Genomic DNA, 23,610 nt, shown 5'->3' with positions numbered 1-23,610 from the left:
GGGTCGTTTGTCGCCACGCTGTCCGCGCAAGGGGATAACAGTGTTTTTGGGATGCGTTGTGGTTGACGATTTCAGGTTTCCGCCAGTTTTGTGAACATTGGCCAAGCAGAGATAGCTGTCTCACCCGTCGGCTTTTGCGGAATTTTGGCAATCTCCGGGTGCGCTTGGGTTTCTGCTCCGGAACACTTATTTGATTGTTTCCCGGTCACCTCCCGATGTTCGTCATACCGCCTGTTTCACGTGAAACTCAAAAAGAGCTCTTGTTTTGGGTAAGGGGTAAGGTAGGGCCGTGAAAATCGTTTTTTTTGTGGATGAATCTTCATAAAACTGCAATTCCGTGTTTCGCGGACGAGTAGGTGGGCAGCATAGTCCAGTCAAGTTTCGCGTCGGGATATGTCGCGGGAATCCTTCGCCGAGCTGCTGCTCGCGCGATATTTCCGAATCTTCGTGCCCCCGTGCCGCGGTGTTCCACGTGAAACATGATTGTCGCGGGGGCAACGTGAGTGTGAAATCGCCGCGTTTCCACGTGCAGGATGTTCCACGTGAAACCTACGGAAGGCAGGCATACCCGATGTTTCACGTGGAACATTGCAAGCGAAGTCTGATGCACCTGAGATTGGGGTTAACAGGACCCACTAATTCCTCACGTCCGCGAGAGGAGTATGGCCCTTGCAGGACTTCGTGGCGGCGGCAGGGCGGAAGATTCACGTGGTGGTTCAGCATATTGATGCTGGCTATTCCCGGCATTCCGTCCGAGGTAGCGAAGGTTGCCGCTGACCAACCTTTACCTCTCGCGATGAGCACAGACTGCTCTTGGGGGCATATTAGGCATCGGGGTGCGCAGTTTTCACGTGCTTGTCGGGGCTGCGAGTGGTCGTAGGAATCGGTGGGGGATGTTTCACGTGAAACACCGCCCGGGCCCTGTACGGGGCACTCCGCGAAGAGCATATGAGGGAATGCACAGAGAATGGCCTACTGTGGCAACTCGCCCGCTGGCGGCTCTCAAAGGGTTGTAGGAAGCGGTCTTCAAGTGATGTTCCACGTGAAACATGCAATCGAAAGCGGGGGCAATTGCCGACATATTCACGGGTAGGGAGCCTTTGGCCTCAGGGATATGCGGCAAATCGGACCTTTCCCGCTTTCATGTTGCGCCGAAGCATGTTTCACGTGAAACATGGCAGGCCTGCCTCTATAATGAGCACCGAACGCTCTCTTACCTCCCCCCATCATGGACTATCCCCGCGAATTCGATGTCATCGTCGTCGGTGGCGGCCACGCCGGCACCGAAGCAGCGTTGGCTGCTGCCCGCACTGGCGCGCAGACGCTGCTGTTGACGCACAACATCGAAACCCTAGGCCAAATGTCTTGCAATCCCTCGATCGGTGGGATTGGCAAGGGCCATCTTGTCAAAGAAGTCGACGCTCTGGGCGGCGCCATGGCTTTGGCTACGGATGAAGCGGGTATCCAATTCCGCATCCTGAACGGCTCCAAGGGGCCTGCGGTCCGTGCTACCCGCGCCCAAGCGGATCGAGTGCTGTACCGCAAGGCGATCCGCGGCCGCCTGGAAAATCAACCGAACCTCTTGTTGTTCCAACAGGCAGTCGAAGATCTGATGGTGGAAGGTGACCGCGTGGTCGGCGCGGTAACCCAGATTGGCCTGAAGTTTCGCGCGAAGTCCGTGGTACTTACCGCTGGCACGTTCTTGAATGGCCTGATTCACGTGGGGCTGCAGAACTATTCGGGCGGCCGTGCGGGCGATCCTCCCGCCGTCTCACTAGGCCAGCGCCTGAAGGAGCTCAAGCTGCCGCAGGGTCGTCTGAAGACAGGAACGCCACCGCGGATCGATGGCCGTTCGATCAACTACAGCATCCTCGAAGAGCAGCCTGGCGATCTCGATCCGATCCCCGTGTTTTCGTATATGGGCAACGTGGGGATGCACCCGCGCCAGCTGCCCTGCTGGATTACGCACACAAACGCCCGGACCCACGACATCATTCGCGGCGGGCTGGACCGTTCGCCGATGTACAGCGGTGTGATCGAAGGAGTGGGGCCGCGCTACTGTCCGTCCATCGAAGACAAGATCCATCGCTTTGCCGACAAAGAATCGCATCAAGTGTTCCTGGAGCCCGAAGGGCTGGACACCCATGAGGTCTACCCAAACGGCGTGTCCACCAGCCTGCCGTTCGACGTGCAGCTGGCCCTGATCCATTCTTTGCCTGGCCTGGAAAATGCGCACATCTTGCGTCCTGGGTACGCCATTGAATATGACTACTTCGATCCACGTGGATTGAAGAGCACGCTCGAAACCAAGGCCATTGCTGGCTTGTATTTCGCGGGACAGATCAACGGCACCACAGGCTATGAAGAAGCGGCTGCTCAAGGATTGCTGGCCGGCGTCAATGCCGCGTTGTTTTCCCAAGACCGCGAGCAGTGGACGCCGCGTCGTGACGAAGCTTATCTGGGGGTGCTGGTAGACGACCTGGTTACGCGAGGCGTGACCGAGCCGTACCGGATGTTTACTTCGCGGGCTGAATACCGGTTGAGCCTGCGCGAAGATAATGCCGATCTGCGTCTGACAGAGATCGGCCGTCGGCTGGGAATCGTCGACGATGCACGGTGGGACGCTTTCAACCGCAAGCGCGACGCCGTGGCTGCCGAAGTCGAACGCCTGAAATCATCCTGGGTCAATCCGCGTGTGCTACCCGCGGAAGTTGCTGAACCTCTGTTGGGCAAGGCGATTGAACGTGAGTACTCACTTGCAGATTTGCTCAAACGCCCGAATGTTTCGTATGAAGCCTTGATGGCTGCGCGTAACACCGACGGTTCGCTGCTGGCCGGTCCCGGTGTCGTGCAAGATGACGTGCTGGCCGAGCAGGTCGAGATCCAGGTGAAGTACGCGGGCTACATCGACCGCCAACAGGTCGAAGTGCAGAAGCAGATAGCGCATGAACAGCAGGCGATTCCCACCGATGTCGATTACGACGCGGTGACCAGCCTGTCGTTCGAAGTCCGCCAGAAGCTCAAAGCGCACCGCCCGGAAACCATCGGCCAGGCCGCGCGTATCTCGGGCGTTACCCCCGCTGCAATTTCATTGCTGCTGATCCATCTGAAGCGCCTGCACTACGGCTCGCGCAAACAAGCGGCATGAGCGCGCTCACCGACACGGCCGGCGCGGACATGGCCGGCCGCCTGTCTCGCGCATGCGAGCAATTGGGGCTGGAGGCCGATGCCGCCGCGCTGGCCAAGCTGCTGAATTATCTGGCCCAGATGCAGCGTTGGAACCGGACCTACAACCTCACCGCCATCCGCGATCCTCAACAGATGCTGATCCAGCACCTGTTCGACAGCATGGCCGCCGTAGGACCGTTCAGCGAGGCGCTGGGCGCGTCCGAGATGCCAGCCAAGGTCTACGACGTCGGATCGGGTGGCGGGCTGCCTGGCGTCGTCCTGGCGATCATGCGGCCGCATTGGTCCGTGACCTGCGTGGACGCGGTCGAAAAGAAGACAGCATTCGTGCGGCAGATGAGCGGCGTACTGGCTTTGCCCAACCTGCAGGCCTGCCACGCCCGTATCGAAACGCTCGCGCCCGCGGACTGCAATATTGTGACGTCGCGCGCCTTTGCATCCTTGGACGATTTTGCGCAACTCGCAGGTCGCCATGTACGCAACGATGGTACCCTCGTCGCCATGAAGGGCAAGGTCCCCGAGGACGAAATTCAGGCGCTGCATGCGCGCGGAGAATGGCAAGTCGATCACATCCAGCCGTTGCGCGTGCCTGAATTGCAGGCCGAGCGCTGCCTTATCTGGATGCGCCGTAGTCAAGGAACCCTATGAAGAACATACCCCCCAGCACCACCGCCCGCATTTTCTGCATTGCCAACCAGAAGGGCGGTGTGGGCAAGACGACGACCGCCATCAACCTGGCGGCGGGCCTTGCCACGCACAACCAACGTGTGCTGCTGGTGGATCTGGACCCGCAAGGCAATGCGACGATGGGTAGCGGCATCGACAAGAACTCGCTGGAGTCGAACCTGTACCAGGTGCTGATCGGCGAATCCAGCATCGAGCAGGCCCGTGTCAAATCCGAATCGGGCGGTTACGACGTGCTGCCCGCCAACCGCGAACTGTCCGGCGCCGAGATCGATCTGGTGCAGATGGAGCAGCGCGAGCGGCAATTGAAGGCCGCGATCGACACCGTCGCTACCCAGTACGACTTCGTGCTGATCGATTGTCCGCCCACGCTGTCCTTGCTGACCTTGAACGGCCTGGCCGCTGCCCACGGCGTCATAATTCCGATGCAGTGCGAATACTTCGCGCTGGAAGGCCTGTCCGACCTGGTCAACACCATCAAGCGCGTGCACCGCAACATCAACGATGATCTCCGCGTCATCGGCCTGCTGCGCGTGATGTTCGATCCGCGCATGACCTTGCAACAGCAGGTGTCCGCGCAGCTCGAGGCGCACTTCGGCGACAAGGTCTTCAAGACCGTCGTGCCGCGCAACGTGCGCCTGGCCGAAGCGCCCAGCTATGGCATGCCTGGCGTGGTGTACGACCGGGGCTCGCGCGGCGCGCAGGCCTATATCTCGTTTGGCGCCGAAATGATCGAACGCGTGAAGAAGGACCTGAAGTAGGCCTCGACCATGTCCGCTGTCACGCTCTTTTCCCAGACTGAATCGCAAGCCTCCGGCACGCCGCGCGTTGATGCGCGCGACAGCCTGCGCGCGCGTCTGGAAGAAGCAGCGCTGAACGCGACGGCGGTCGCCTCGCAGGTGCTCTATGATGGCTGGCTGGTGCGGTTCGCGCCTTCGCTGGCCAAGCGCGTGCGCAGTATCAATGTGCTGGGGTTATCCACACGTCCTTTGGACGAGCGGCTGGCGTATTGTTCATCGTTGTATGCGCGTCATGGCTTGCCCATGGTGTTGCGCATTACCTCCATCGGCCCCGATTTTTCCCTCGACGCCGAACTGGAGTCCCGCGGTTATATCCTTACCGGCGAGACCCGAGTCATGTTTACGCCGCTCGCTCCCAGGCCCGGCGCCCGGAGCGATCTGCTTTTCAATATTGTCGATACCGCGCGCTTTGCGGCGGCGGTCGGGGCGATGCGCAACTCGGAATCCGGGCACATCGCCGAACATGGGGCGCGCCTGCAAGGCCTGGCTGTGGATATCTCGCCGGTGCTGGCAACGGACGCGACGGGGCAGTGCGTCGCTGCGGGCCTGGCCGTCCGCGACGGCGACCTGCTGGGCCTGTTCGACATCGTTACGGATCCAGGGCAGCGGCGTAAAGGCTACGCCGCCGCGCTGATTGAACACTTGTTGGCAATAGGCGCCGCCGGTGGCGCCACGACCGCCTATTTGCAGGTGGAGCCGGAGAACACAGCCGCGCGCGCCTTGTATGGCCGCTACGGTTTCAAAGACTGTTACGCGTATTGGTATCGCCTGCCCGCCGAGCAGACGGACGCCGCCTGAGCCTGGCTCGGGATACAAAAACAGAAGGAAAGAGGATTTAACTATGGCCACCAAGAAACCCAAGGGATTGGGCCGCGGACTGGACGCCTTGCTCGGCGCGGACGCGCCTGCCATCGATAACATCGGCAAGGCCACCGCCAAGCCCGAGGGTCCGCCGTCCACCTTGCCCGTCTCGAAGATGCGCGCAGGCAAATATCAGCCGCGCACGCGCATGGACGAGGGCGCATTGGGCGAATTGGCCGAATCGATCCGCACGCAAGGCATCATGCAACCCATTCTTGTGCGGGCACTGGGCGAAGCTGCGCCCGGCCACTATGAAATCATCGCCGGTGAACGGCGCTTTCGCGCGGCCCAGCTGGCTGGCTTGAAGGAAGTGCCGGTGCTGGTGCGTGAAGTGGCCGACGAGAACGCAGCCATCATGGCGCTGATCGAGAACATCCAGCGCGAAGACTTGAATCCGCTTGAAGAGGCGCAGGGCGTGCGCCGTCTGCTGGACGAATTCGGTTTGACGCACGAGCAGGCCGCGCAGGCGATCGGGCGCTCGCGCTCGGCCACCAGTAACCTATTGCGCCTCTTGAACCTGGCCGCGGCCGTGCAGACCATGTTGTTGGCGGGCGATGTAGACATGGGCCATGCGCGCGCACTGCTCGCCGTGGATGCCGCCACGCAGATCCAGCTGGCCAACCAGATCATCGCGCGCCGCCTGTCGGTGCGCGAAGCCGAAAAGCTGGTCGCCAAGACCGCCAAGGAAGTGGAGTCCTCCGCGGTCTCCAAAAAGAAGACCAATGGGGTCTCGCGCGATCTGACACGCCTGGAAGAAGCCCTGTCCGACCACCTGGGCACGCGCGTCGCGCTGAAGGTGGGTGCGAAGGAAAAGGGCCAGATCGTCATTGATTTCCACGGCTGGGAACACCTGAATTCCCTGCTTGAGCGCCAGGGCCTGTCCGGGGTGGTGGATGCCTGACCGCGCGCTGCCTGTCATCGCGGTACTGGCGACGGGCGGCACGATTGCCGGCGCCCAGGCCAACGCGACTGCCGCTGGCTACAAGGCAGGTTCATTCTCGGTCAACGACTTGCTGGACGCCGTGCCGCAACTGGCCGGCCTTGCCGAGATCCGAGCCGAACAGGTCGCCAACGTCGGCAGCCAGAATATGACGCATGCCGTGTGGCGCGCGTTGGCGCAACGCGTGGACGCGTTGTGCCGAGACGCTTCGGTGGCCGGCATTGTCATTACCCATGGCACCGATACGCTTGAGGAAACGGCGTACTTCCTGAGCCTGGTGATACCCCATGACAAGCCCGTGGTGCTTGTGGGCGCCATGCGTCCCGCCACGGCGCTGGGCGCCGAGGGGCCTGCCAATCTGTACAACGCCGTGGCGCTGGCGCGCCACCCCGACGCGCGGGGCCGCGGACCGCTTGTCGTCATGAACGAAGACGTGCATTACGCCCGCGAGATCCAGAAAATCGCCAGCGCGGGGCTGTGCGCCTTCGCATCGCCCAATCGGGGCCGCGCGGGCGTCATGCATGGCGGAGTTCCGTTCTTCTATTCGCGCAACACCACTACGCACACCGACAAAAGCGAGTTTTCACTCGCATTGCTGGAAAAGGCCGGCTGGCCCCGCGTCGATATCGTCTATGCGTACGCCAATCTGCAGGCTGACCTGATTGATTTCCTCGCCGATGCCGCGGACGGCATCGTGCTTGCCGGAGTGGGCGACGGCAATGCCACCGATCTCGCCATTGAAGGCCTTGGCCGCGCCGCGGCCAACGGCGTGGCGGTCGTGCGCTCCAGCCGCACTGGCAGCGGGTTTGTGGCGCGCGACGTCGAGCTGGACGACGCCCGTCTGGGATTCGTCGCCGCACGCGACTTGAACCCCCAGAAAGCCCGCATCCTGTTGATGCTGGGCTTGTCGCTTACCCGCGATCCGGCTGCCCTGCAGGATTTGTTCGACCGCTATTGATGCGCGGCGGCTGAATCGCCCCCGCCTTGCTGGGCCAGCCCGAGGCTGGTCCTGAGCATGTCATAGACCTGGCGCGTCAGCGGATTGATCAGGTCAGGTCTTATCCACAGGAAGTACGTCACGTCGGGCAGCGGCGGCAATCCTTCTTTCTCGCCCAGTACCCGCATCTCCGGCCCCAGCAACTCCACGCTGCGCGCCGTCACCCCCAAACCCGCGCGTAAGGCGGCTTTGATTCCCACCAGCGTCGGCGCCACGTAATTGGTGTGCCAGCGCACGCGCGCCTGTTCCAGGGCCGTGAGCGCCAGGCGGCGGAAGATACTCGGTTCGTCGGCCAGCACGAGCGGCACCGGCGCATGCATGTCGTGCACATAGTCCGCGGATGCCAGCCAGACCGTGGGCGAGGTGCGCAGCGCCACGCCTTCGAAGTCCTGGTCGAACCGGGTGGATATCGTGAGATCGAGTTCTCCCGCGCGCAGGGCATCCATCAGGAAGGGGCTGCGGTCCGTGCGGATTTCGAGTTTCACGCGCGGTGCCGACCGCGCGATGTGCGTAAGCAGGGTAGGCAGGATGGAGTCCGCCACGTCCAGCGGTGCGCCCAGCCTCAGGTCGCCCTCCAGCGGTCCGTCCTGCAGGGCGCGCAACGCTTCGTCGTTGATGGCCAGCATATGCCGCGCGTACTCGACCAGTCGGCGTCCATGCGACGACAGCACCTTGTTGCGGCCCTGCTTTTCGAACAGCGGCTGGCCGATCAGGGATTCCAGCCGCTGCATCTGCTGCGTCACCGCCGACTGCGTCTTGTGGAGACGGTTGGCGGCTTCGGAGAACGTCTCGTGCCGGGCGATGGCGGTGAGGGTGCGAAGCAGGTCCAGATCCAGGTTGCGCATGAGGGTGTGAAAAACATTAGCGATGCTAATGGAATTTTAAGGCAATTTAAATTGTTCCCGGCGGGCGGGGCGGATACATTCAATCCCATATGTCATGAAAATAGGGAAAATTCAAAGTGACCACTACGCATCCCCATCAAGCCGGCATCGCGCAGGCCATCGGAAATATTAAAAAAACTGTAGGAAATAAGGGGCTGAACCGAGACAGCCTCAAGTCCGTACTGGACGAACTGGTTGGCTTGGCCAGCCACACCGATTGGTGGGCGGCGGATCGCTACCCGGCGCCGGAAGACGGAGAGCGCCAGGCGCGCTACCTGATCGCCGAAGATGCCGACAAAAGCTACGCCCTCTATCTGAACGTGATGCGTCCCGGCAAGCAGATCGTCCCCCACAATCACACGACCTGGGCCTGTATCGCGGCCGTTGAAGGCGTGGAATACAACTACGTCTACGACCGTAGCGACGATGGTTCCGTGCCTGGCGTGGGCCGGCTGGAAAAGACCGGCACCGTGGTGGTCGGCCCCGGCACGGGTATTGCGCTCATGCCGGACGATATCCATGCGGTTGAAATTCAGGGCGACAGCGTCATCCGCCACCTGCACATGTATGGTCGCGCGCTGGAAACGCTGACCGAACGTCTGGCATTCGATCTGGACGCCGGCACCTGCAAAGTCATGCCGATCGGCGTGCAGACGCGCCGCTGATCATGGACAAGCCCTATCGGTCCGCGACGCGCCTGTTGCGCGCAGGTCGCCCGCAACGCGGCTGGGTGAACACCCCGTGACGCGCGCCAGCACTTACGTTTTTGATAGCGTGCAGGATTGGCGTGACACGCGCAGCCGGCGCGACCAGGAACGCCTGCCGTCCTACGGCGCGCGTGGCACCGATAGCACGCACGCGCTGGAAGACGCGTTGGTAGAACTGGAAGCTGGCTATCGCGCCAAGCTCTATCCAACCGGACAAGCGGCCATCGCCACTGTGTTGTTGGCATATCTCGGCGCGGGCGACCACGTGCTGATCACGGACGCCGTGTACGAGCCCGTGCGGCGTTTCTGCGCGGAGCATCTCTCGCGCTTGGGCATCGCGTACACATACTATCGGCCGGACGGCGTGGGCATCGAGGCGCTTATCAGGCCTGAAACCCGCATGATCTACGCGGAATCTCCGGGCTCACTCACTTACGAGATGCCCGATCTGCCGGCATTGGCCGAACTGGCGCGCACGCATGATTGCTGGCTGGCTGTGGACAACACCTGGGCGTCCGGGTTGCTGTACAAGCCGCTCACGCTGGGCGCGGACATTTCCATTCTGGCCGCCACCAAGTACCTGGGCGGTCATGCCGATGTGATGATGGGCGCCGTGATCACCAACTCGCGTGCATGGAATGCCGTGGAACGCGCCACTGTGGACCTGGGCCAGACCGTCGGCGCCGATGACGCCTATCTCGTCTTGCGCGGCATCCGCACGCTGCCGCTGCGCTTGGCCCAGCACGCCCGGGCGGCCTTGCGCGTGGCCGATTTCCTGCTGGGCCGTCCGGAAGTCGCGCGCGTTCTGTGTCCGGCCTTGCCCGGCGATCCCTCCCATACCTTGTGGCGACGCGATTGCAGCGGCGCCAACGGCCTCTTGACCGTGGAGTTCGTCAGCTCGGTCAGCGAGGACGATGCCGAGCGGCTTATCGACAGCCTGCGGCTCTTTGGCATCGGCGCATCGTGGGGCGGGTTCGAAAGCCTGGTGATCCCCGTGCGCCTGGCTGCCGCGCGTTCCCTGCCGGATCCTGTGCCGCGCGGCGCCATGCTGCGTCTGCATGTCGGCCTGGAGGATCCCGATGATCTCATCGCCGATCTCGAACAGGCGTTTGCCAAACTCTCCCTGTCTTCCCGTTCCCTTTGAGTTCCATGATGCACCCCATCCAAGACCATTCCGTTGCCGACATCGATCCTCACACGCTCAAGCAATGGCTGCACGACGGCGCCGAGATCGCGCTGCTGGACGTGCGCGAACATGGCCAGTATGGCGAAGGGCACCTGTTCTACGCCGCGCCCGTGCCGTATAGCCGGCTGGAAGTGGATATCGTGCGTCTGGCGCCGAGGCGGGATGTGCGGGTAGCGATCTACGACGACGGCGGCGCCGACGACACGGCGTATCGCGCCGCGCATGCGCTGGCTGCGCTCGGATACCGCAACGTGCACCGTTTGGCCGGCGGCATCGCGCAATGGCAGCGCGACGGCTACGCCGTCTTTGCCGGCGTGAACGTGCCCAGCAAAACCTTCGGGGAGCTGGCCGAAGAAGTTTTCCACACCCCCCGCATCGGCGCGCGTGAACTTGCCGAACGCCAACGCCGCGGCGACGATCTGATCGTGCTGGACGGCAGGCCGTTTGCCGAATACCAGAAGATGAGCATCCCCGGCGGCGTTTGTTGCCCCAATGGAGAGCTGGCGCTGCGCGCCCATACGCTGGCACGCAACCCCCGCACCACTATCGTGGTGAACTGCGCCGGCCGCACGCGCAGCATCATCGGCGCGCAAACGCTCATCAACCTGGGCGTGCCCAATCCTGTCTATGCATTGGAGAACGGCACTCAAGGCTGGTATCTCGAAGACCTGCAACTCGAACACGGCGCGCGTCGCCGCTACGAAGACAATATCGCGCCCCAGGACCTGCCGGCGCTGACCCAGCGGTCATTGCAGCTGGCCGAGAGCCATGGCGTGCCCATGGTGGATGCGGACGAAGTGCAGGCCTGGTTGCGCGATACGGCTCGCAGCACCTTCCTGTGCGATGTGCGCAGCGCCGAAGAGTACGCGCAAGGTTCCTTGCCCGGCGCGCAACACGCACCCGGCGGCCAGTTGATCCAGGCCACGGACCAATACGTGGCCGTGCGGGGCGCGCGCATCGTCGTGTTTGACGCTGAAGGCGTACGCGCGCCTGTGGTCGCGAGCTGGCTGCGGCAGATGGGCTGGGACGCCAGCGTGCTGCGTGAAGGCGTTCAAGCCCGCCTGGACAACCCTGTGGAAAAGGTGCTGGCGCCGCCAGTGCCACTGCTGAGCGACGCACAGCTTGCCGCCGCGCTTGCGCAAGACGCGCAACTGGTCGACCTTCGTCCCAGCATGCGCTATCGCGCCAACCATATCGTGGGCGCGCGCTGGTCCATCCGCCCGCGTCTGGCCGGCTTGCGCCTGGACAGAACGCGTCCCGTGGTGCTGCTCGCCGAAGACGCCGCCCTGGCCGCCTGGGCAGCGCAGGATCTCCGGGCGTCGGGCGTGCATGACATCCAGGTCAACACCGGCGATCCCTCGGGCTGGGCCGCGCAAGGAATCGCATTGGCGTCCACGCCTGCCGAGCCTGCCGACGCCGAGTGCATCGACTATCTGTTTTTCGTGCATGACCGCCACGACGGCAATAAGGCGGCCGCGCGCCAGTACCTGGCCTGGGAGACCAATCTGGTCAAGCAGATCGACGAACGCGAATTGGCGGGCTATCGCTTTCCGGTCCGCTGATACCGGAACCGCCGTGCAGGCCTGACCCGGCCTCGCGACACCGCAAACGCATCAACCCGAAAAGTACGCCCCGGCCTTCACGGCCGGGGTGCGGACGGTTCTTGCCGAACCGAAATGCAAAGGACGGCCGAGTATCCGGTCGCCAACCACAAGGGGAAACCAGATGAAGCACCATGCATTGCACGTAAGCAAGGCCGCTGCCGCGGCCATGGCCGGTTTGCTGTGGGCGGGCGCAGTCCACGCACAGGCGCCCGCGCCCTTGCCGGACTATCCCAAGCAGGCCATCACGGTCGTCTCGCCATTTCCGCCGGGGGGCGGCAATGACGGCGTTGCGCGGCTGCTCGCGCAGGAGCTGGGCGCCATCACGGGCCAAAGCGTGGTGGTCGAAAATCGCTCCGGCGCGGGCGGCAACCTGGGCACGGCGCAGGTCGCGCGAGCCAAGCCCGACGGCTACACCCTGGTGATGTCGCAAACCAGTGTGATGGCGGTCAACCCGCGCTTGTACAAGAACGTGGGCTTCGACCCGGTCAAGGACTTCACGCCGATCTCGCAGATCACGTCCGCGCCGCTCGTGCTGGTGGCGCGCAGCGAAAGCCCGTACCGGACGCTGAACGACTATCTGGAGGCCGCGCGCAAGCAACCCGGCGTCATTACCTACGCAACGCCCGGCAACGGCACCATGAGCCATTTGATGGGCGCGCTGTTGTCGCAGAAGGCAGACGTGAAGCTCGTGCATGTGCCGTACCGCGGGGCGGCGCCCGCCATCACCGACCTGATGGGCGGCACGGTGGACATGTTGATAACTTCGCCCGCGTCGGCCGAGCCCATGGTCGCCGCCGGAAAGCTGCGCATTCTCGCGCTCAGCCACGAGAACAGCATCGGCATCTTCAAGGGGGCGCCCACGCTCAAGCAGGCGGGCATGGAGGGCATCACCGCCGACGATTGGTACGGCTTGTTCGCACCCGCGGGGACGCCGCCCGAGCGCATCGCCTATCTGGCGCAAGCCGTGGCGCAGGCAATGAAATCGCCAGCAGTGATCGCCAAGATAAACAGCGGCGGCAGCTGGGCGGTTGGCGGCCAGCCCGCCGCATTCAAGACGCGGCTGCAGGAAGACACTGTGTATTGGGCCGATATGGTGAAGACTGCCGGCGTATCGCTGGACTGACGCTGCGGCCCCGCCTGCGCTACACCGCCACGACTTTGCCAACCGCGGATTTCAAGGCGGCGTAGGCGGGCGACTTCTGCGCGCTGGTGTTGGTGACCAGATGGTCGATGCGGTCCGCGCTGCAATACGACACGCGGCTGCACAGGCCGATCTTGCTGAAGTCGGCCAACAGCACCAGCTGCTTGGCATTGGCCGCCATCGCTCGCGCCACCTCCGCCTCGCGCAGATCGTAGTTGGTGGCGCCGAACTCGGCGTCCACGCCCACCGGCGACAGCAGCGCAAGGTCCGCGCGATAACGGTGGATCTCGGCGATCGTGATGTCGCCAGCCGTGGCGCAGACCGGCCCGCCCACGGATCCACCCAGCATGATCAGCTGGTTCGCGCCATTGCCGGCCGTGCCTACTTTCAAGGCTACGTCGAACGAGTTGGTGATGACGGTCAGGCCCGACAGCTTGGCCAGCTCGTCGGCCAGCACGCTGGTGGTGCTGCCCGCATCCAGGAACAATGTCTGCCCGCTGGAAACCAGGCCGGCGGCTGCGCGCGCGATGGCGCGCTTGTACTTGACGCGCGTATGCACGCGTTCCGCGATGGGCGGCTCGCTGTGCACCGGCACGGCGCCGCCATGCACGCGCCGCAGTTCCCCCATTGCCTCCAGCTCCAACAGGTCACGCCTGACCGTTTCCCGCGAGACCCCTAGTTCGCCGACGATACGGTCGGTCGATACCTGCTGCAATGAAGACAGCAGGGCGCGGATTCTCTGATACCGCTCTTCTTGCCACATGTCCGATGCTTCCTAATCTATGTCCGGCGCCTCGCGGCTGCGGCGATCAGCGCGCGCAATGCCAGCAGGGAACCTCCCACGACCAGCATGATAAGGGTTGAATAGGCTGCGGCCTGCGAAACGAACCCGGCTTCGTCCAGGCGCAGGACGGAGACCGGCGCCACGCTGACCGAGGGCGTGACCAGGAAGATTACTGCCGACAGAGTCACCATGGACCGCATGAACAGGAAGAAGAACACGCCCAGCACGGTCGGGCCGATCAAGGGCAACACCGCGTCGCGCAGCACCCGCAGCGTGCCGCCGCCCAGGCAACTGACAGCCTCCTCCAGGGCCTGCGGCACGGCGCGCATACCGGTCATCATCGTCAGGAAGCCTTGCGTGTGATAGTGGTAGAAGTTGCACATGGCGATCAGCGCGGCGCTGCCATAAAGCGCGTACAGGGGCGTGCCGGGGGCGTTGAAGGCGAAGATGTATGACAAGCCCAGCACCAGGCCAGGAACGCCTACCGGCAGTACCGACACCAGATACACCAGCTTGGCCCACGCCCTGGGGATGCGGCAAACCCCGAAACTCAGGAAGAACAGCAACAGCACGCCACCGCTCGCTGCCGCCAGGGAGATGTACAGGGACGTCCATAGCGGCGCATAACCGCCACTTACCGTGATGTCGTAGTGCTTCAGCGTCCATTCCATGCGGTACGGCCACAGCCGCATGAAGCTCGCGAATACGACCGTGGCCACCGTCAGGATGATTGTGCCGCTGGCCAGCAGCACGCCGGCGGTAAACGCCGCATCGCGTCCCCGGGCCCGTTGCGGCGTGACTCTCTGGCCGCTGGGCGAGGCCGAGCCGAACTGCCGTTGGGAGGCGACACGCTCGATCTGCACCGATATCAGCGAAGGCAGCAACAGCAGGATGCCCACCACGGAGCCCATGCCGAAGTTCATCTGCCCGGATACCTGGCTGTAGATCTCGGTGGCCAGAACCCGGTAGTTGCCGCCGATCACCGCGGCGTTGCCGAAGTCGGTAATGGTGATGACGAATACCACGAAGGCGGCGCTCAGCAGGCCGAACTTGCAGTTGGGCAGGGTTATGTCGAAGAATTGGCGCGCGCTGGAAGCGCCCATGACCTCGGCTGCGTCGTAGTAACGCGCATCCATGTTGCGCAAGGCCGCCTGCAGGATCAGCACGGCCTGGGGCAGGGCGTAGAACACGTTCGAGATCAGCAGGCCCCAGAAGCCGTAGATATCGATTTCCCAGCCAGTCCAGCGGTGCACCAGCCCATTGCGACCCACCAGGAAGATGAGCCCCAGGCCCTGCACCAGCGACGGCGCCAGCAGGGGCAGCACCAATGCCAGCCGCACGGCGGCCTTGCCGCGCATGCAACTGCGGTCCAGCCCATAGGCGATGGCAAAGCCCAGTGCCACGCTGACCACCGTGGTGGCGGCACTCATGACCAGGCTGTTCAGGGTGGCGGTGAGCACCCCGCGGGTGGCGAATACCTCGGCGTAGTTGCCCAGGCCGACCGAGCCGTCCTTCTCCACCAGGCTGCGCCAGGCCACGGTCGCCAGCGGATAAAGAAAGAACAGCGCCAGGCCCGCCAGGGGTATGCCAACGCAGCTCCATAGCAGTACACGGTCCGCCGACCAGGGCGCGCGGCCGGCTGGCGCCGCGATGGCCGTGCTGGCGTGGGCGGCGCTCAAGCGGCGGCTCCGGCAGGCAAGGTGTGACCCGTCATACGCTTACCCAGGCGCACTGGCCGGGCTCCATGTCCAGCCGCACGGAGGCGCCGCGTGACAGCCCGGCCGCGCCATGCTGTTCCACCAGCAGTTCGCGTCCCTGCCAGGCCACCCGCAAGCGAGTGAGATTGCCCATGAAAGTCATGTCCTGCACCCGGCCAGGTCCGTGCTCGTCCGCGGCGATACGCAGGTTTTCCGGCCGCAGGCAGGCCTCGTAGCGCTCGCTGGCGCCCTCGGGGCGCGTCGCCAGCAACTGGGGCATGGCCTCGCGCACCCAGTCGGTGGGCAGCAGATTGCTCAGTCCCACGAAATTTGCCACAAAGCGCGTGCGCGGCCGCAGGTACAAATCGGAAGGCGAGCCCACCTGCTCGATGCGCCCGTCGTTCATGCAGACGATCTTGTCGGCAAGCGTGAGCGCTTCTTCCTGATCGTGCGTCACCATCACCGTGGGAATCTTCAACCGGCGCTGGACGTCGTGGATCTCGGCGCGCATATCGGTGCGCACGCGCGCGTCCAGCGCGGACAGGGGTTCGTCCAGCAAGATCAGCGCGGGGTCCACGGCCAGCGCGCGAGCCAGAGCCACGCGCTGTTGCTGGCCGCCGGACAGCTGGTGCGGATAGCGTTCGGCGTGGTCGGGCAGCTTGATCAGCGTCAGCAATTCCTTCACGCGCGCCGCAATGCGTTCACGCGATTCGCCGCGGATGCGCAGGCCGTAACCCACGTTCTCCGCGACGGTCATGTTGGGGAACAGGGAGTACGACTGAAACACGATGCCGAAGCCGCGCTTGCGCGCAGGCAGCGCGCTCAAGTCGCGCCCGCCCAGTGTGATCGTCCCGCGGTCGAAGGGCAGCAAGCCCGCCACGATACGCAGCAAGGTGGTCTTGCCGCAGCCGCTGGGGCCGAGCAGGCAGACGAATTCGTGCTCGCCCACGGACAGGTCGATGTCTTCCAGTGCTACCGAGGCATCGAACGTCTTGCGTATTCCGCGCAATTCCAGATACATGGCGTCTCCAGGACAGGCGGCGGCCGGCTTGTCGCCGGCCGCCTGGCCGTCAACGCTTGATGGTGTCCTGCCAGGTCTTGATGGTGGCGTCCCGTTCCGCGGCGGATTTGGGGAAGTCCACGGGGTACAGCACGGCGGTCAGGTCCTTGGGCAGGCCGGCGGCTTCGGCGGCTTTGTTGGGCGTGGCGCCAGGTATCGTCACCAGTTCCTTGTACTTGCTGTACAGGCTGCCGGCTTGCGCAGACAGCGTCCAGTCGAGAAAGCGCTTGGCGTCGGTGGGGTTCTTGGCCGTCTTCATCAGCCCCGAGGCTTCCAGCTCGTAGCCGACCCATTTGGAGGGGATCACCATCTTGATGGGAAAGCCCTCTTCGATGGATTGCATGGCGGGGAAAGCGAAGGACACGCCGATGGCATATTCCCCGGCGCGGGCCATTTTGCACGGACGCGAGCCCGACGGGGTGTACTGCGCCACGTTCTTGTCCAGGTCCTTGAGCAGCGCCCAACCTTTTTCCTTGCCCATGCCCTGTAGCAGCGCGACGATCTGCAGATAGCCAGTGCCGGAGGCCGCCGGGCTGGGGATAACTATTTCGCCCTTGTAGACCGGCTTGGTCAGGTCTTCCCAGGATGTGGGCATGGGCAGGTTCTTGGACTTGAGCCTGTCGGTGTTCACACAGAAGGCGGCCACATAGCCCGTGGCCGCGAACCATTTCTGGTCGGCGCCTTTGTATTGGGCGGGCAGGGCGTCCATGCCTTTGGCGGCATACGGTTCCAGCAGGTTCTGCAGGCGCGGGTCCAGCATATTGCTGACGGCAAAGCCCCAGATCACGTCTTGCTGCGGGTTGGAAGCCTCGGCGATCAGGCGGGCGCCGAGATCGCCGGTGGACAAGCGCAGCACATTGACCTTCACATCCGGCATGGCGGCGTTGGCGGCTTTCAGATAGGCCGCAATTTCGTCTTCTTCGAGAGCGGTGTAGACGGTGATGGCGCCGGCGTGGGCCTGCGTCCAACCTAGGGAAATTACTGCAACCACAAGGCTAAGCTTCTTCATACATTGCATGATGGGACTCCGGTTGGAATACACGGCAACGGTGGCGAGCTACGTAGGTGGACAGCCTTCTGCAACAAGTCCGGCGGGTTGCAGTTTTATGTATGTTTGCAAATTTGTGGCAACGTGTCTAGACTGGAAAAACCAGTATTCAAGGGTTTTTTTGGCGTAGGCGCATCTCCCCGCGCCACGCCTGGAGCTCATCGATGCAAACTTCACCGCCGTTATCCGAGCAGCAGCTGGCCGCGTACTCCTCGTTCGCCCAGGCGCTGGCGGACCGTGTGCGTCCCTTGTCGCGCAAGTGGTTCCGGCATCCGCTGGCCATTGACACCAAAGCCGACGAGAGCCCCGTCACGCAGGCGGATCGGGAGGTAGAGGCCGCCTTGCGTGAGGCTATCGGCCAGCAGTATCCGGACCACGGCATCTTCGGCGAAGAATTCGGCGTCTCGCATGCCGAGGCCGAGCTGGTGTGGTCGCTGGATCCCATCGACGGCACCCGGGCTTTCATTTCCGGCAATCCGCTGTGGGGCACGCTATTGGCGTTGTTGCATCGGGGCAGACCTGTGCTCGGCGTGATCGACGTGCCCATGCTGGACGAGCGCTGGGTTGGCGTGGCCGGCGCCTCGGCCCAGTTGAACGGCGCAAGCTGTCGCGCAAGCACGTGCACCGAACTGCGCCAGGCCATTCTGTATGCCACCTCGCCGGACATTTTTGCCGGCGCGGAGTTGGCCGCCTTCGACGCGTTGACACAGGCTGCGCGCATGCGCCGTTACGGTGGCGATTGCTACAGCTACGGCCTGCTGGCCAGCGGGCATGTCGATCTGGTGGTCGAGTCCGGGCTGCAGCCGTATGACTATCTGGCGCTGATGCCCGTGATCGAAGGGGCTGGTGGCGTCATTACTGATTGGTCGGGGCTGCCGCTAGGCCTCGAATCGCAGGGCCGCGTCGTCGCGGCCGCCACGCCGCAGTTGCATCGCCAGGCGATGCGGGTGCTGGGGGCGGCCATGACCTGAACGCCGCGCCGCCCGCCCGCAGGTCAACGCAACGCTTCAGTCACAGGGTGAACGAGCATGCATGCACTAGGGGTAGCAACGGTGGAAGACGCGGAGCGGCTGGTGCAAGCCAGCCAGCTCTCGCACATCAAAGTAGGCTTGTCCGACGTCGATGGCGTCATGTTGGGCAAATACTTGCGGCGCGACAAATTCCTGGGCGCGCTGCGTTCAGGGCTGGCGTTCTGCGACGTGGTGTTCGGCTGGGACCTGGACGACCAGCTTTACGACAACACGAAGTACACGGGGTGGCACACCGCTTATCCCGACGCCAAGCTCAGGATCATTCCGCAAAGTGGCCGCCGATTGCCGCTGGAGCAGGGGCCGGGCGGCGAGGACATGCTGCTGTTCCTCGCGGAATTTGAAGGCGATGCGGGCGCCATCTGTCCGCGCCGGCTGCTGCACCGAACCCTGGATCGCGCCGCCGGCATGGGCTACGACGTCTACGCTGCGCTTGAATACGAGTTCTTCATGTTCCGCGAAACGCCGCATTCCGTGCGTGCCAAGAACTATCGCAACATGGAGAACTGGACGCCGGGAAACTTCGGCTACTCCGTGCTGCGCAGCACGGTAGAAGGTGATTTCTACCGCAAGCTGCTGGACATGTGCGAACGCATGGACATGCCCATCGAAGGCCTGCATACCGAGACGGGGCCCGGCGTGCTGGAAGCCGCCCTGGCGGTGGACCTGGCTGCTGCTGCGGGCGACAAGGCTTTCCTCTTCAAGACCTTCACCAAGGCGCTGGCGCAGCAGAACGGGCTGATGGCGACCTTCATGGCGAAATGGTCGCACGACCATCCCGGCCAGAGCGGGCACATCCACCTTTCTTTGCGTGACCGGAAGACCAATCGTTCTGCCTTTTACGACGAGTCGCAGCCGCATGGAATGAGCGCGATCCAAGCCTCCTTCATGGCCGGCGTGCAGCGCTATCTGCCCGAGTTCATGGCCATGTATGCGCAGACCATCAACAGCTATTCGCGCCTCGTGCCTGGGTATTGGGCGCCGCTTGATGCCACCTGGGGCATGGAAAACCGCACCACCGCCTTGAGGTTGATTCCCGGCAGCGACAAATCGCAACGCGTGGAAGTGCGGATCGGCTCGGCCGATGCCAATCCCTATCTGGCCTTGTCCGCCGCACTGGCTTCCGGGCTGTACGGCATCGAACAAGGTCTGGCGCCCGAACCCATGGTGCAAGGAAATGCCTACACGCAGCAGTTTCCGGCGCATTTGCGCCTGCCCAACACGTTGTGGGAATCGGCGCAGCGGCTGCGCGAGTCCGAGGCCGCGCGCCATTTGTTCGGCGATGCTTTCGTCGAACATTTCGCGGCCACGCGCGAGTGGGAAGAGCGGCAATTCCGGCGGCACGTGACCGACTGGGAACTGGCGCGCTATTTCGAAATCATCTGAACCCGATCCACTACGCTTGCGCAGGACAGACATGACCCAGGAACTCATCACCATCAGTCCCATCGACGGGCGCGAGGTCGTGCGCCGCCCCTATGCCAGCGAGGCGCAGATCGCGCAGGCGCTCGCCGATGCCCAGGCCGCGCAGCCCGCGTGGCAGGCGTTGGGCGTCGAGGCGCGAGGACGCATCGTGTCCGCGGCGGTGGACCGCTTTGTCGCCGCGAAGGATGAGATTGCACGCGCCATCACCATCCAGATGGGCCGACCATTGCGCTACACGCCTGGCGAGGTCGGGGGCTTCGAGACGCGTGCGCGCCACATGATTGGGATCGCGGCAGAGGCGCTGGCTCCCATCCAGGTACCGGCCCAGGCAGGATTCACACGCTTCATCAGCCGCGAACCGATCGGCGTCGCCCTGACGATAGCGCCGTGGAACTATCCCTTGCTGACCGCGGTGAACAGTATCGTGCCGGCGCTGATGGCTGGAAATGCCGTCATCCTAAAACACTCCGACCAGACCCCTCTCTGCGCCGAACTCATCGAACGCGCGTTTCGGGAAGCGGGGGTGCCCAAGGGCGTATTCCAGTACCTGCACGCCAACCATGGGATCGTGCATCGCCTGATACGCGCGCCCGAGATCGGCTACGTCTCGTTCACCGGCTCCGTGCGCGCCGGCCATGCCGTGGAAGAAAGCGCGGCAGGACGCTTCATCGGCGCGGGCCTGGAGCTCGGCGGCAACGACCCCGCTTATGTGCGGGAGGACGCCAAGATCGATCATGCGGTCGAAACCCTGGTGGATGGGGCGTTCTTCAATTCGGGCCAATCCTGCTGTGGCATCCAGCGCATCTACGTGGCGCGCGTCCGGTATGACGAGTTTGTCGAGCGTGCCGCGGAACTGACGCGCAGCTACGTTCTGGGAAACCCACTGAACGCCGAGACCACGCTGGGTCCGGTCGTGCGGGCCAAGGCCGCCGCCGAGATCCGCGGAATCGTCGACGAAGCGCTTTCGGCCGGCGCCAGAAATATGATTGATCCATCATATTTCAAAGAAGCGAGCAAAGGCTCGCCTTATGTAGCCCCTGCGTTGTTGACGGATGTCGATCACCGCATGCGCATCATGAGCGACGAGTGCTTTGGACCCGTCGTTGGCATCATGGCCGTCGATAGCGACGAGGAAGCCATAGGCCTGATGAACGATAGCCCCTACGGCTTGACGGCGGCAGCTTTTACCCAGGACGAGGAAGCGGCGTTGCACATTGGCCGGCAGGTTCGTACCGGCACGTTTTTCATGAATCGCTGCGACTATCTCGATCCCGCGCTGGCCTGGACCGGCGTGAAGAATTCCGGCCGCGGCGTGTCGCTGTCCGTGGTCGGCTACGAACAGCTTACGCAAGCCAAATCCTTTCATCTGCGCAGCGTCTGACACGACGCCTTCAGGAAACGAACCATGACTGTGCCCAGCGTCAATTGGAACTACCCCACCGCCATCAAGGCCGGCCCCGGCCGCATCAAGGAACTGCCCGAACTCTGCCGCGGCCTCGGCATGGCGCGTCCATTGCTTGTGACGGATCCGGGGCTGGCGGCCTTGCCCATGGTGGCGGGTGCGGTGCAGGCATGTCGGGATGCAGGCCAGGAATGCGGCATATTTCACGAGATCAAAGGCAATCCTACGGGCCGTAATGTCGAAGACGGCGTGGCGGCGTACCGCCAGGGTCGGCATGATGGCGTGATCGCCTTCGGCGGCGGCTCTGCGCTGGACGCCGCCAAAGCCATCGCGCTGATGGCGGGACAATCGCGGCCCCTGTGGGATTTCGAGGATATCGGCGACAACTACCTGCGGGTCGACGTGGCCGGCATGGCGCCGGTGGTGGCGGTGCCAACCACTGCGGGCACGGGCTCCGAGGTGGGGCGCGCCTCCGTCATCACCGACGAGGCCGCCGAGGTCAAGCGCATCATCTTTCACGCACGCATGTTGCCCGCCGTCGTGATCCTGGACCCAGAACTGACGGTGGGCCTGCCGCCGAAGATCACCGCCGCGACTGGCATGGACGCGCTGTCGCACAATCTGGAGGCCTATTGTTCGCCGTTCTTCCATCCCATGGCGGCGGGCATTGCGATCGAGGGCATGCGCCTGGTAAAGGAATATCTGCCTCAAGCGGTGGTCAACGGCGGCGACCTGCAGGCGCGGCTTCAGATGCTGGTGGCGTCCAGCATGGGCGCGACCGCATTCCAGCGCGGGTTGGGTGCCATGCACGCGTTGGCGCATCCATTGGGGGCGCTGTACGACGCGCATCACGGCACGCTGAACGCCATCCTCATGCCCTATGTCCTGAAGGCCAATCAGCATGCGGTAGCGCCGAGACTGGAGGCGCTGGCGCGCTATCTGGACCTGCCGGAACCCGGGCCGGCCGCGGTACTGGATTGGGTGTTGCGCCTGCGTGAGACGCTGGGCATCCCCCACACACTGGCGGAAATCGGCATCGATGATGCGCAGGCCGAGCGGGTAGGGCGCATGGCCGCCGAGGATCCGTCCGCCGGCAGCAACCCCGTCAACTACACGCCGGAGCAGTATTCCAATCTTTTCCGTGCAGCAATTCGCGGAAACCTGTAAGCTTCGCCCCCTCTGCGTGGAAACGCAGCGGTGGTTGAAGAAGAATTTTGAATATTTCGTCCGAAGCGTTTGACAGCGGATTTGAAAGTGTTCATAATCTCGAATTCTCCGCTGGAGGAGTGCCCGAGTGGTTAAAGGGGGCAGACTGTAAATCTGTTGGCCTTGCGCCTACGTTGGTTCGAATCCAACCTCCTCCACCAGAGACCCATACCTAAATCCAGGCGCGGTTGGCCTGGATTTACAATGTGAAGCTCAAAGCGCTGAGCAACCTTCGCAAAGAAGGCTGTAATGTGCTCAAGGCTTCAGATTGAAAGAGGTTTGGGAAAGAGAAGGTGAAAGGGTATGCCGCGGGTGTAGCTCAATGGTAGAGCAGAAGCCTTCCAAGCTTACGACGAGGGTTCGATTCCCTTCACCCGCTCCAAGATTTATTTGCCCATGTGGCTCAGTGGTAGAGCACTCCCTTGGTAAGGGAGAGGTCGCGCGTTCGATCCGCGCCATGGGCACCACTAATTTCTCTTTTCTTCAGTCAGAAGCGCAATCCAGGTCAGGAGTCAGCCATGGCAAAAGGCAAGTTTGAACGTACCAAGCCGCACGTGAACGTGGGTACGATTGGTCACGTTGACCACGGCAAAACGACGTTGACGGCGGCCATCACGACCGTTCTGTCGACCAAGTTCGGCGGCGAAGCCAAGGGCTACGACCAGATCGATGCAGCTCCTGAAGAAAAGGCACGCGGCATCACCATCAACACCGCGCACGTCGAGTACGAAACGGAAACGCGTCACTACGCGCACGTTGACTGCCCGGGCCACGCTGACTACGTCAAGAACATGATCACGGGCGCCGCCCAGATGGACGGCGCGATCCTGGTCGTGTCGGCCGCTGACGGTCCGATGCCGCAAACCCGCGAACACATCCTGCTGTCGCGCCAGGTTGGCGTGCCGTACATCATCGTCTTCCTGAACAAGGCTGACATGGTTGACGACGCCGAGCTGCTCGAGCTGGTGGA

At 63.3% G+C, this 23,610-nt stretch carries 20 protein-coding genes and 3 tRNA genes; 18 read left to right on the top strand and 5 right to left on the bottom strand.

All coding sequences use genetic code 11. From position 1 onward, the window contains the following. Positions 1 to 1,228 precede the first annotated feature (1,228 nt). From mnmG to CEY08_RS05555, 6 genes are read left to right on the top strand one after another with little or no spacing between them, the layout of a single operon-like run. A complete protein-coding gene (gene mnmG, locus CEY08_RS05580; protein ID WP_063639105.1) occupies positions 1,229 to 3,148 on the top strand; it encodes a tRNA uridine-5-carboxymethylaminomethyl(34) synthesis enzyme MnmG in 1,920 nt (639 codons plus the stop codon). Beyond that, entirely contained in the window at positions 3,145 to 3,834 is a 690-nt protein-coding gene (gene rsmG, locus CEY08_RS05575; protein ID WP_042795876.1) for a 16S rRNA (guanine(527)-N(7))-methyltransferase RsmG, read from the top strand. Before mnmG ends, rsmG begins: the two co-directional genes overlap by 4 nt. Continuing rightward, positions 3,831 to 4,631 (top strand): ParA family protein, encoded by an 801-nt coding sequence (locus CEY08_RS05570; RefSeq protein WP_042795877.1) that lies wholly within the window; start codon positions 3,831 to 3,833, stop codon positions 4,629 to 4,631. The genes rsmG and CEY08_RS05570 overlap by 4 nt, the downstream gene beginning before the upstream one ends. Positions 4,632 to 4,640: 9 nt before the next feature. Next, positions 4,641 to 5,468, top strand: coding sequence for a GNAT family N-acetyltransferase (locus tag CEY08_RS05565; RefSeq protein WP_082900647.1), 828 nt, complete (start codon positions 4,641 to 4,643; stop codon positions 5,466 to 5,468). A 43-nt stretch (positions 5,469 to 5,511) separates the two neighbouring features. Next, positions 5,512 to 6,432, top strand: a complete 921-nt coding sequence (locus CEY08_RS05560) for a ParB/RepB/Spo0J family partition protein (RefSeq protein WP_042795879.1) — start codon at positions 5,512 to 5,514, stop codon at positions 6,430 to 6,432. Beyond that, the gene (locus CEY08_RS05555; protein ID WP_076816842.1) at positions 6,425 to 7,429 is read left to right on the top strand and encodes an asparaginase; all 1,005 of its coding nucleotides are present in this window, start codon (positions 6,425 to 6,427) and stop codon (positions 7,427 to 7,429) included. Before CEY08_RS05560 ends, CEY08_RS05555 begins: the two co-directional genes overlap by 8 nt. Here CEY08_RS05555 and CEY08_RS05550 read toward each other — a convergent pair. Next, a complete protein-coding gene (locus CEY08_RS05550) occupies positions 7,423 to 8,313 on the bottom strand; it encodes a LysR substrate-binding domain-containing protein (RefSeq protein WP_042795881.1) in 891 nt (296 codons plus the stop codon). The two genes, CEY08_RS05555 and CEY08_RS05550, sit on opposite strands and share 7 nt — an antisense overlap. A gap of 116 nt (positions 8,314 to 8,429) precedes the next feature. On the opposite strand from CEY08_RS05550, the gene CEY08_RS05545 reads away from it, so the two are divergent. From CEY08_RS05545 to CEY08_RS05530, 4 genes are all read left to right on the top strand, one after another. Further along, the gene (locus tag CEY08_RS05545; RefSeq protein WP_076816839.1) at positions 8,430 to 9,017 is read left to right on the top strand and encodes a cysteine dioxygenase family protein; all 588 of its coding nucleotides are present in this window, start codon (positions 8,430 to 8,432) and stop codon (positions 9,015 to 9,017) included. A gap of 76 nt (positions 9,018 to 9,093) precedes the next feature. Further along, complete coding sequence (gene metC / locus CEY08_RS05540; RefSeq protein ID WP_232033774.1) at positions 9,094 to 10,203, top strand: cystathionine beta-lyase; 1,110 nt, start codon at positions 9,094 to 9,096, stop codon at positions 10,201 to 10,203. 5 nt (positions 10,204 to 10,208) lie between these two features. Beyond that, a complete protein-coding gene (locus CEY08_RS05535; protein ID WP_088607610.1) occupies positions 10,209 to 11,807 on the top strand; it encodes a rhodanese-like domain-containing protein in 1,599 nt (532 codons plus the stop codon). 163 nt (positions 11,808 to 11,970) lie between these two features. After that, positions 11,971 to 12,972 (top strand): Bug family tripartite tricarboxylate transporter substrate binding protein, encoded by a 1,002-nt coding sequence (locus tag CEY08_RS05530; protein ID WP_076816837.1) that lies wholly within the window; start codon positions 11,971 to 11,973, stop codon positions 12,970 to 12,972. A gap of 19 nt (positions 12,973 to 12,991) precedes the next feature. Here CEY08_RS05530 and CEY08_RS05525 read toward each other — a convergent pair whose 3' ends face one another. Genes CEY08_RS05525 through CEY08_RS05510 form a run of 4 tightly spaced genes read right to left on the bottom strand, consistent with a single transcriptional unit; the run spans position 12,992 to position 17,549 of the window. After that, positions 12,992 to 13,753, bottom strand: coding sequence for a DeoR/GlpR family DNA-binding transcription regulator (locus CEY08_RS05525; RefSeq protein ID WP_013397042.1), 762 nt, complete (start codon positions 13,751 to 13,753; stop codon positions 12,992 to 12,994). A gap of 17 nt (positions 13,754 to 13,770) precedes the next feature. Beyond that, positions 13,771 to 15,453 carry an ABC transporter permease subunit gene (locus CEY08_RS05520; protein ID WP_076816835.1) on the bottom strand — a complete coding sequence of 561 codons (1,683 nt, stop codon included), beginning with the start codon at positions 15,451 to 15,453 and terminating at the stop codon, positions 13,771 to 13,773. Positions 15,454 to 15,484: 31 nt separating this feature from the next. Next, positions 15,485 to 16,492, bottom strand: a complete 1,008-nt coding sequence (locus CEY08_RS05515) for an ABC transporter ATP-binding protein (RefSeq protein ID WP_076816833.1) — start codon at positions 16,490 to 16,492, stop codon at positions 15,485 to 15,487. Positions 16,493 to 16,541: 49 nt separating this feature from the next. Beyond that, entirely contained in the window at positions 16,542 to 17,549 is a 1,008-nt protein-coding gene (locus tag CEY08_RS05510; protein WP_088607609.1) for an ABC transporter substrate-binding protein, read from the bottom strand. 194 nt (positions 17,550 to 17,743) lie between these two features. On the opposite strand from CEY08_RS05510, the gene hisN reads away from it, so the two are divergent. From hisN to CEY08_RS05470, 8 genes are all read left to right on the top strand, one after another. After that, complete coding sequence (gene hisN, locus CEY08_RS05505; RefSeq protein WP_088607608.1) at positions 17,744 to 18,550, top strand: histidinol-phosphatase; 807 nt, start codon at positions 17,744 to 17,746, stop codon at positions 18,548 to 18,550. A 57-nt stretch (positions 18,551 to 18,607) separates the two neighbouring features. Further along, positions 18,608 to 19,993, top strand: a complete 1,386-nt coding sequence (locus CEY08_RS05500) for a glutamine synthetase family protein (protein WP_042795886.1) — start codon at positions 18,608 to 18,610, stop codon at positions 19,991 to 19,993. A 31-nt stretch (positions 19,994 to 20,024) separates the two neighbouring features. After that, positions 20,025 to 21,413 carry an aldehyde dehydrogenase family protein gene (locus CEY08_RS05495; protein WP_042795887.1) on the top strand — a complete coding sequence of 463 codons (1,389 nt, stop codon included), beginning with the start codon at positions 20,025 to 20,027 and terminating at the stop codon, positions 21,411 to 21,413. Positions 21,414 to 21,437: 24 nt separating this feature from the next. Further along, complete coding sequence (locus CEY08_RS05490) at positions 21,438 to 22,601, top strand: iron-containing alcohol dehydrogenase (protein WP_063961632.1); 1,164 nt, start codon at positions 21,438 to 21,440, stop codon at positions 22,599 to 22,601. Between the two features lie 113 nt (positions 22,602 to 22,714). Further along, a tRNA-Tyr gene (locus CEY08_RS05485) sits at positions 22,715 to 22,801 on the top strand. Between the two features lie 147 nt (positions 22,802 to 22,948). Then, positions 22,949 to 23,022 (top strand) — tRNA-Gly (locus CEY08_RS05480). A gap of 10 nt (positions 23,023 to 23,032) precedes the next feature. Further along, positions 23,033 to 23,107: transfer RNA gene (locus CEY08_RS05475), tRNA-Thr, on the top strand. A gap of 51 nt (positions 23,108 to 23,158) precedes the next feature. After that, a partial coding sequence (locus tag CEY08_RS05470) for a GTP-binding protein (protein WP_141099890.1) occupies positions 23,159 to 23,610 on the top strand: 452 nt, incomplete at its 3' end.

Origin of the sequence: Achromobacter insolitus (assembly GCF_002209555.1) — a bacterium.
Classification (GTDB): Bacteria; Pseudomonadota; Gammaproteobacteria; order Burkholderiales; family Burkholderiaceae_B; genus Achromobacter; species Achromobacter insolitus.
The sequence above is the reverse complement of the archived record's forward strand: the minus strand, read 5'-3'. Positions and strand labels throughout refer to the sequence as shown.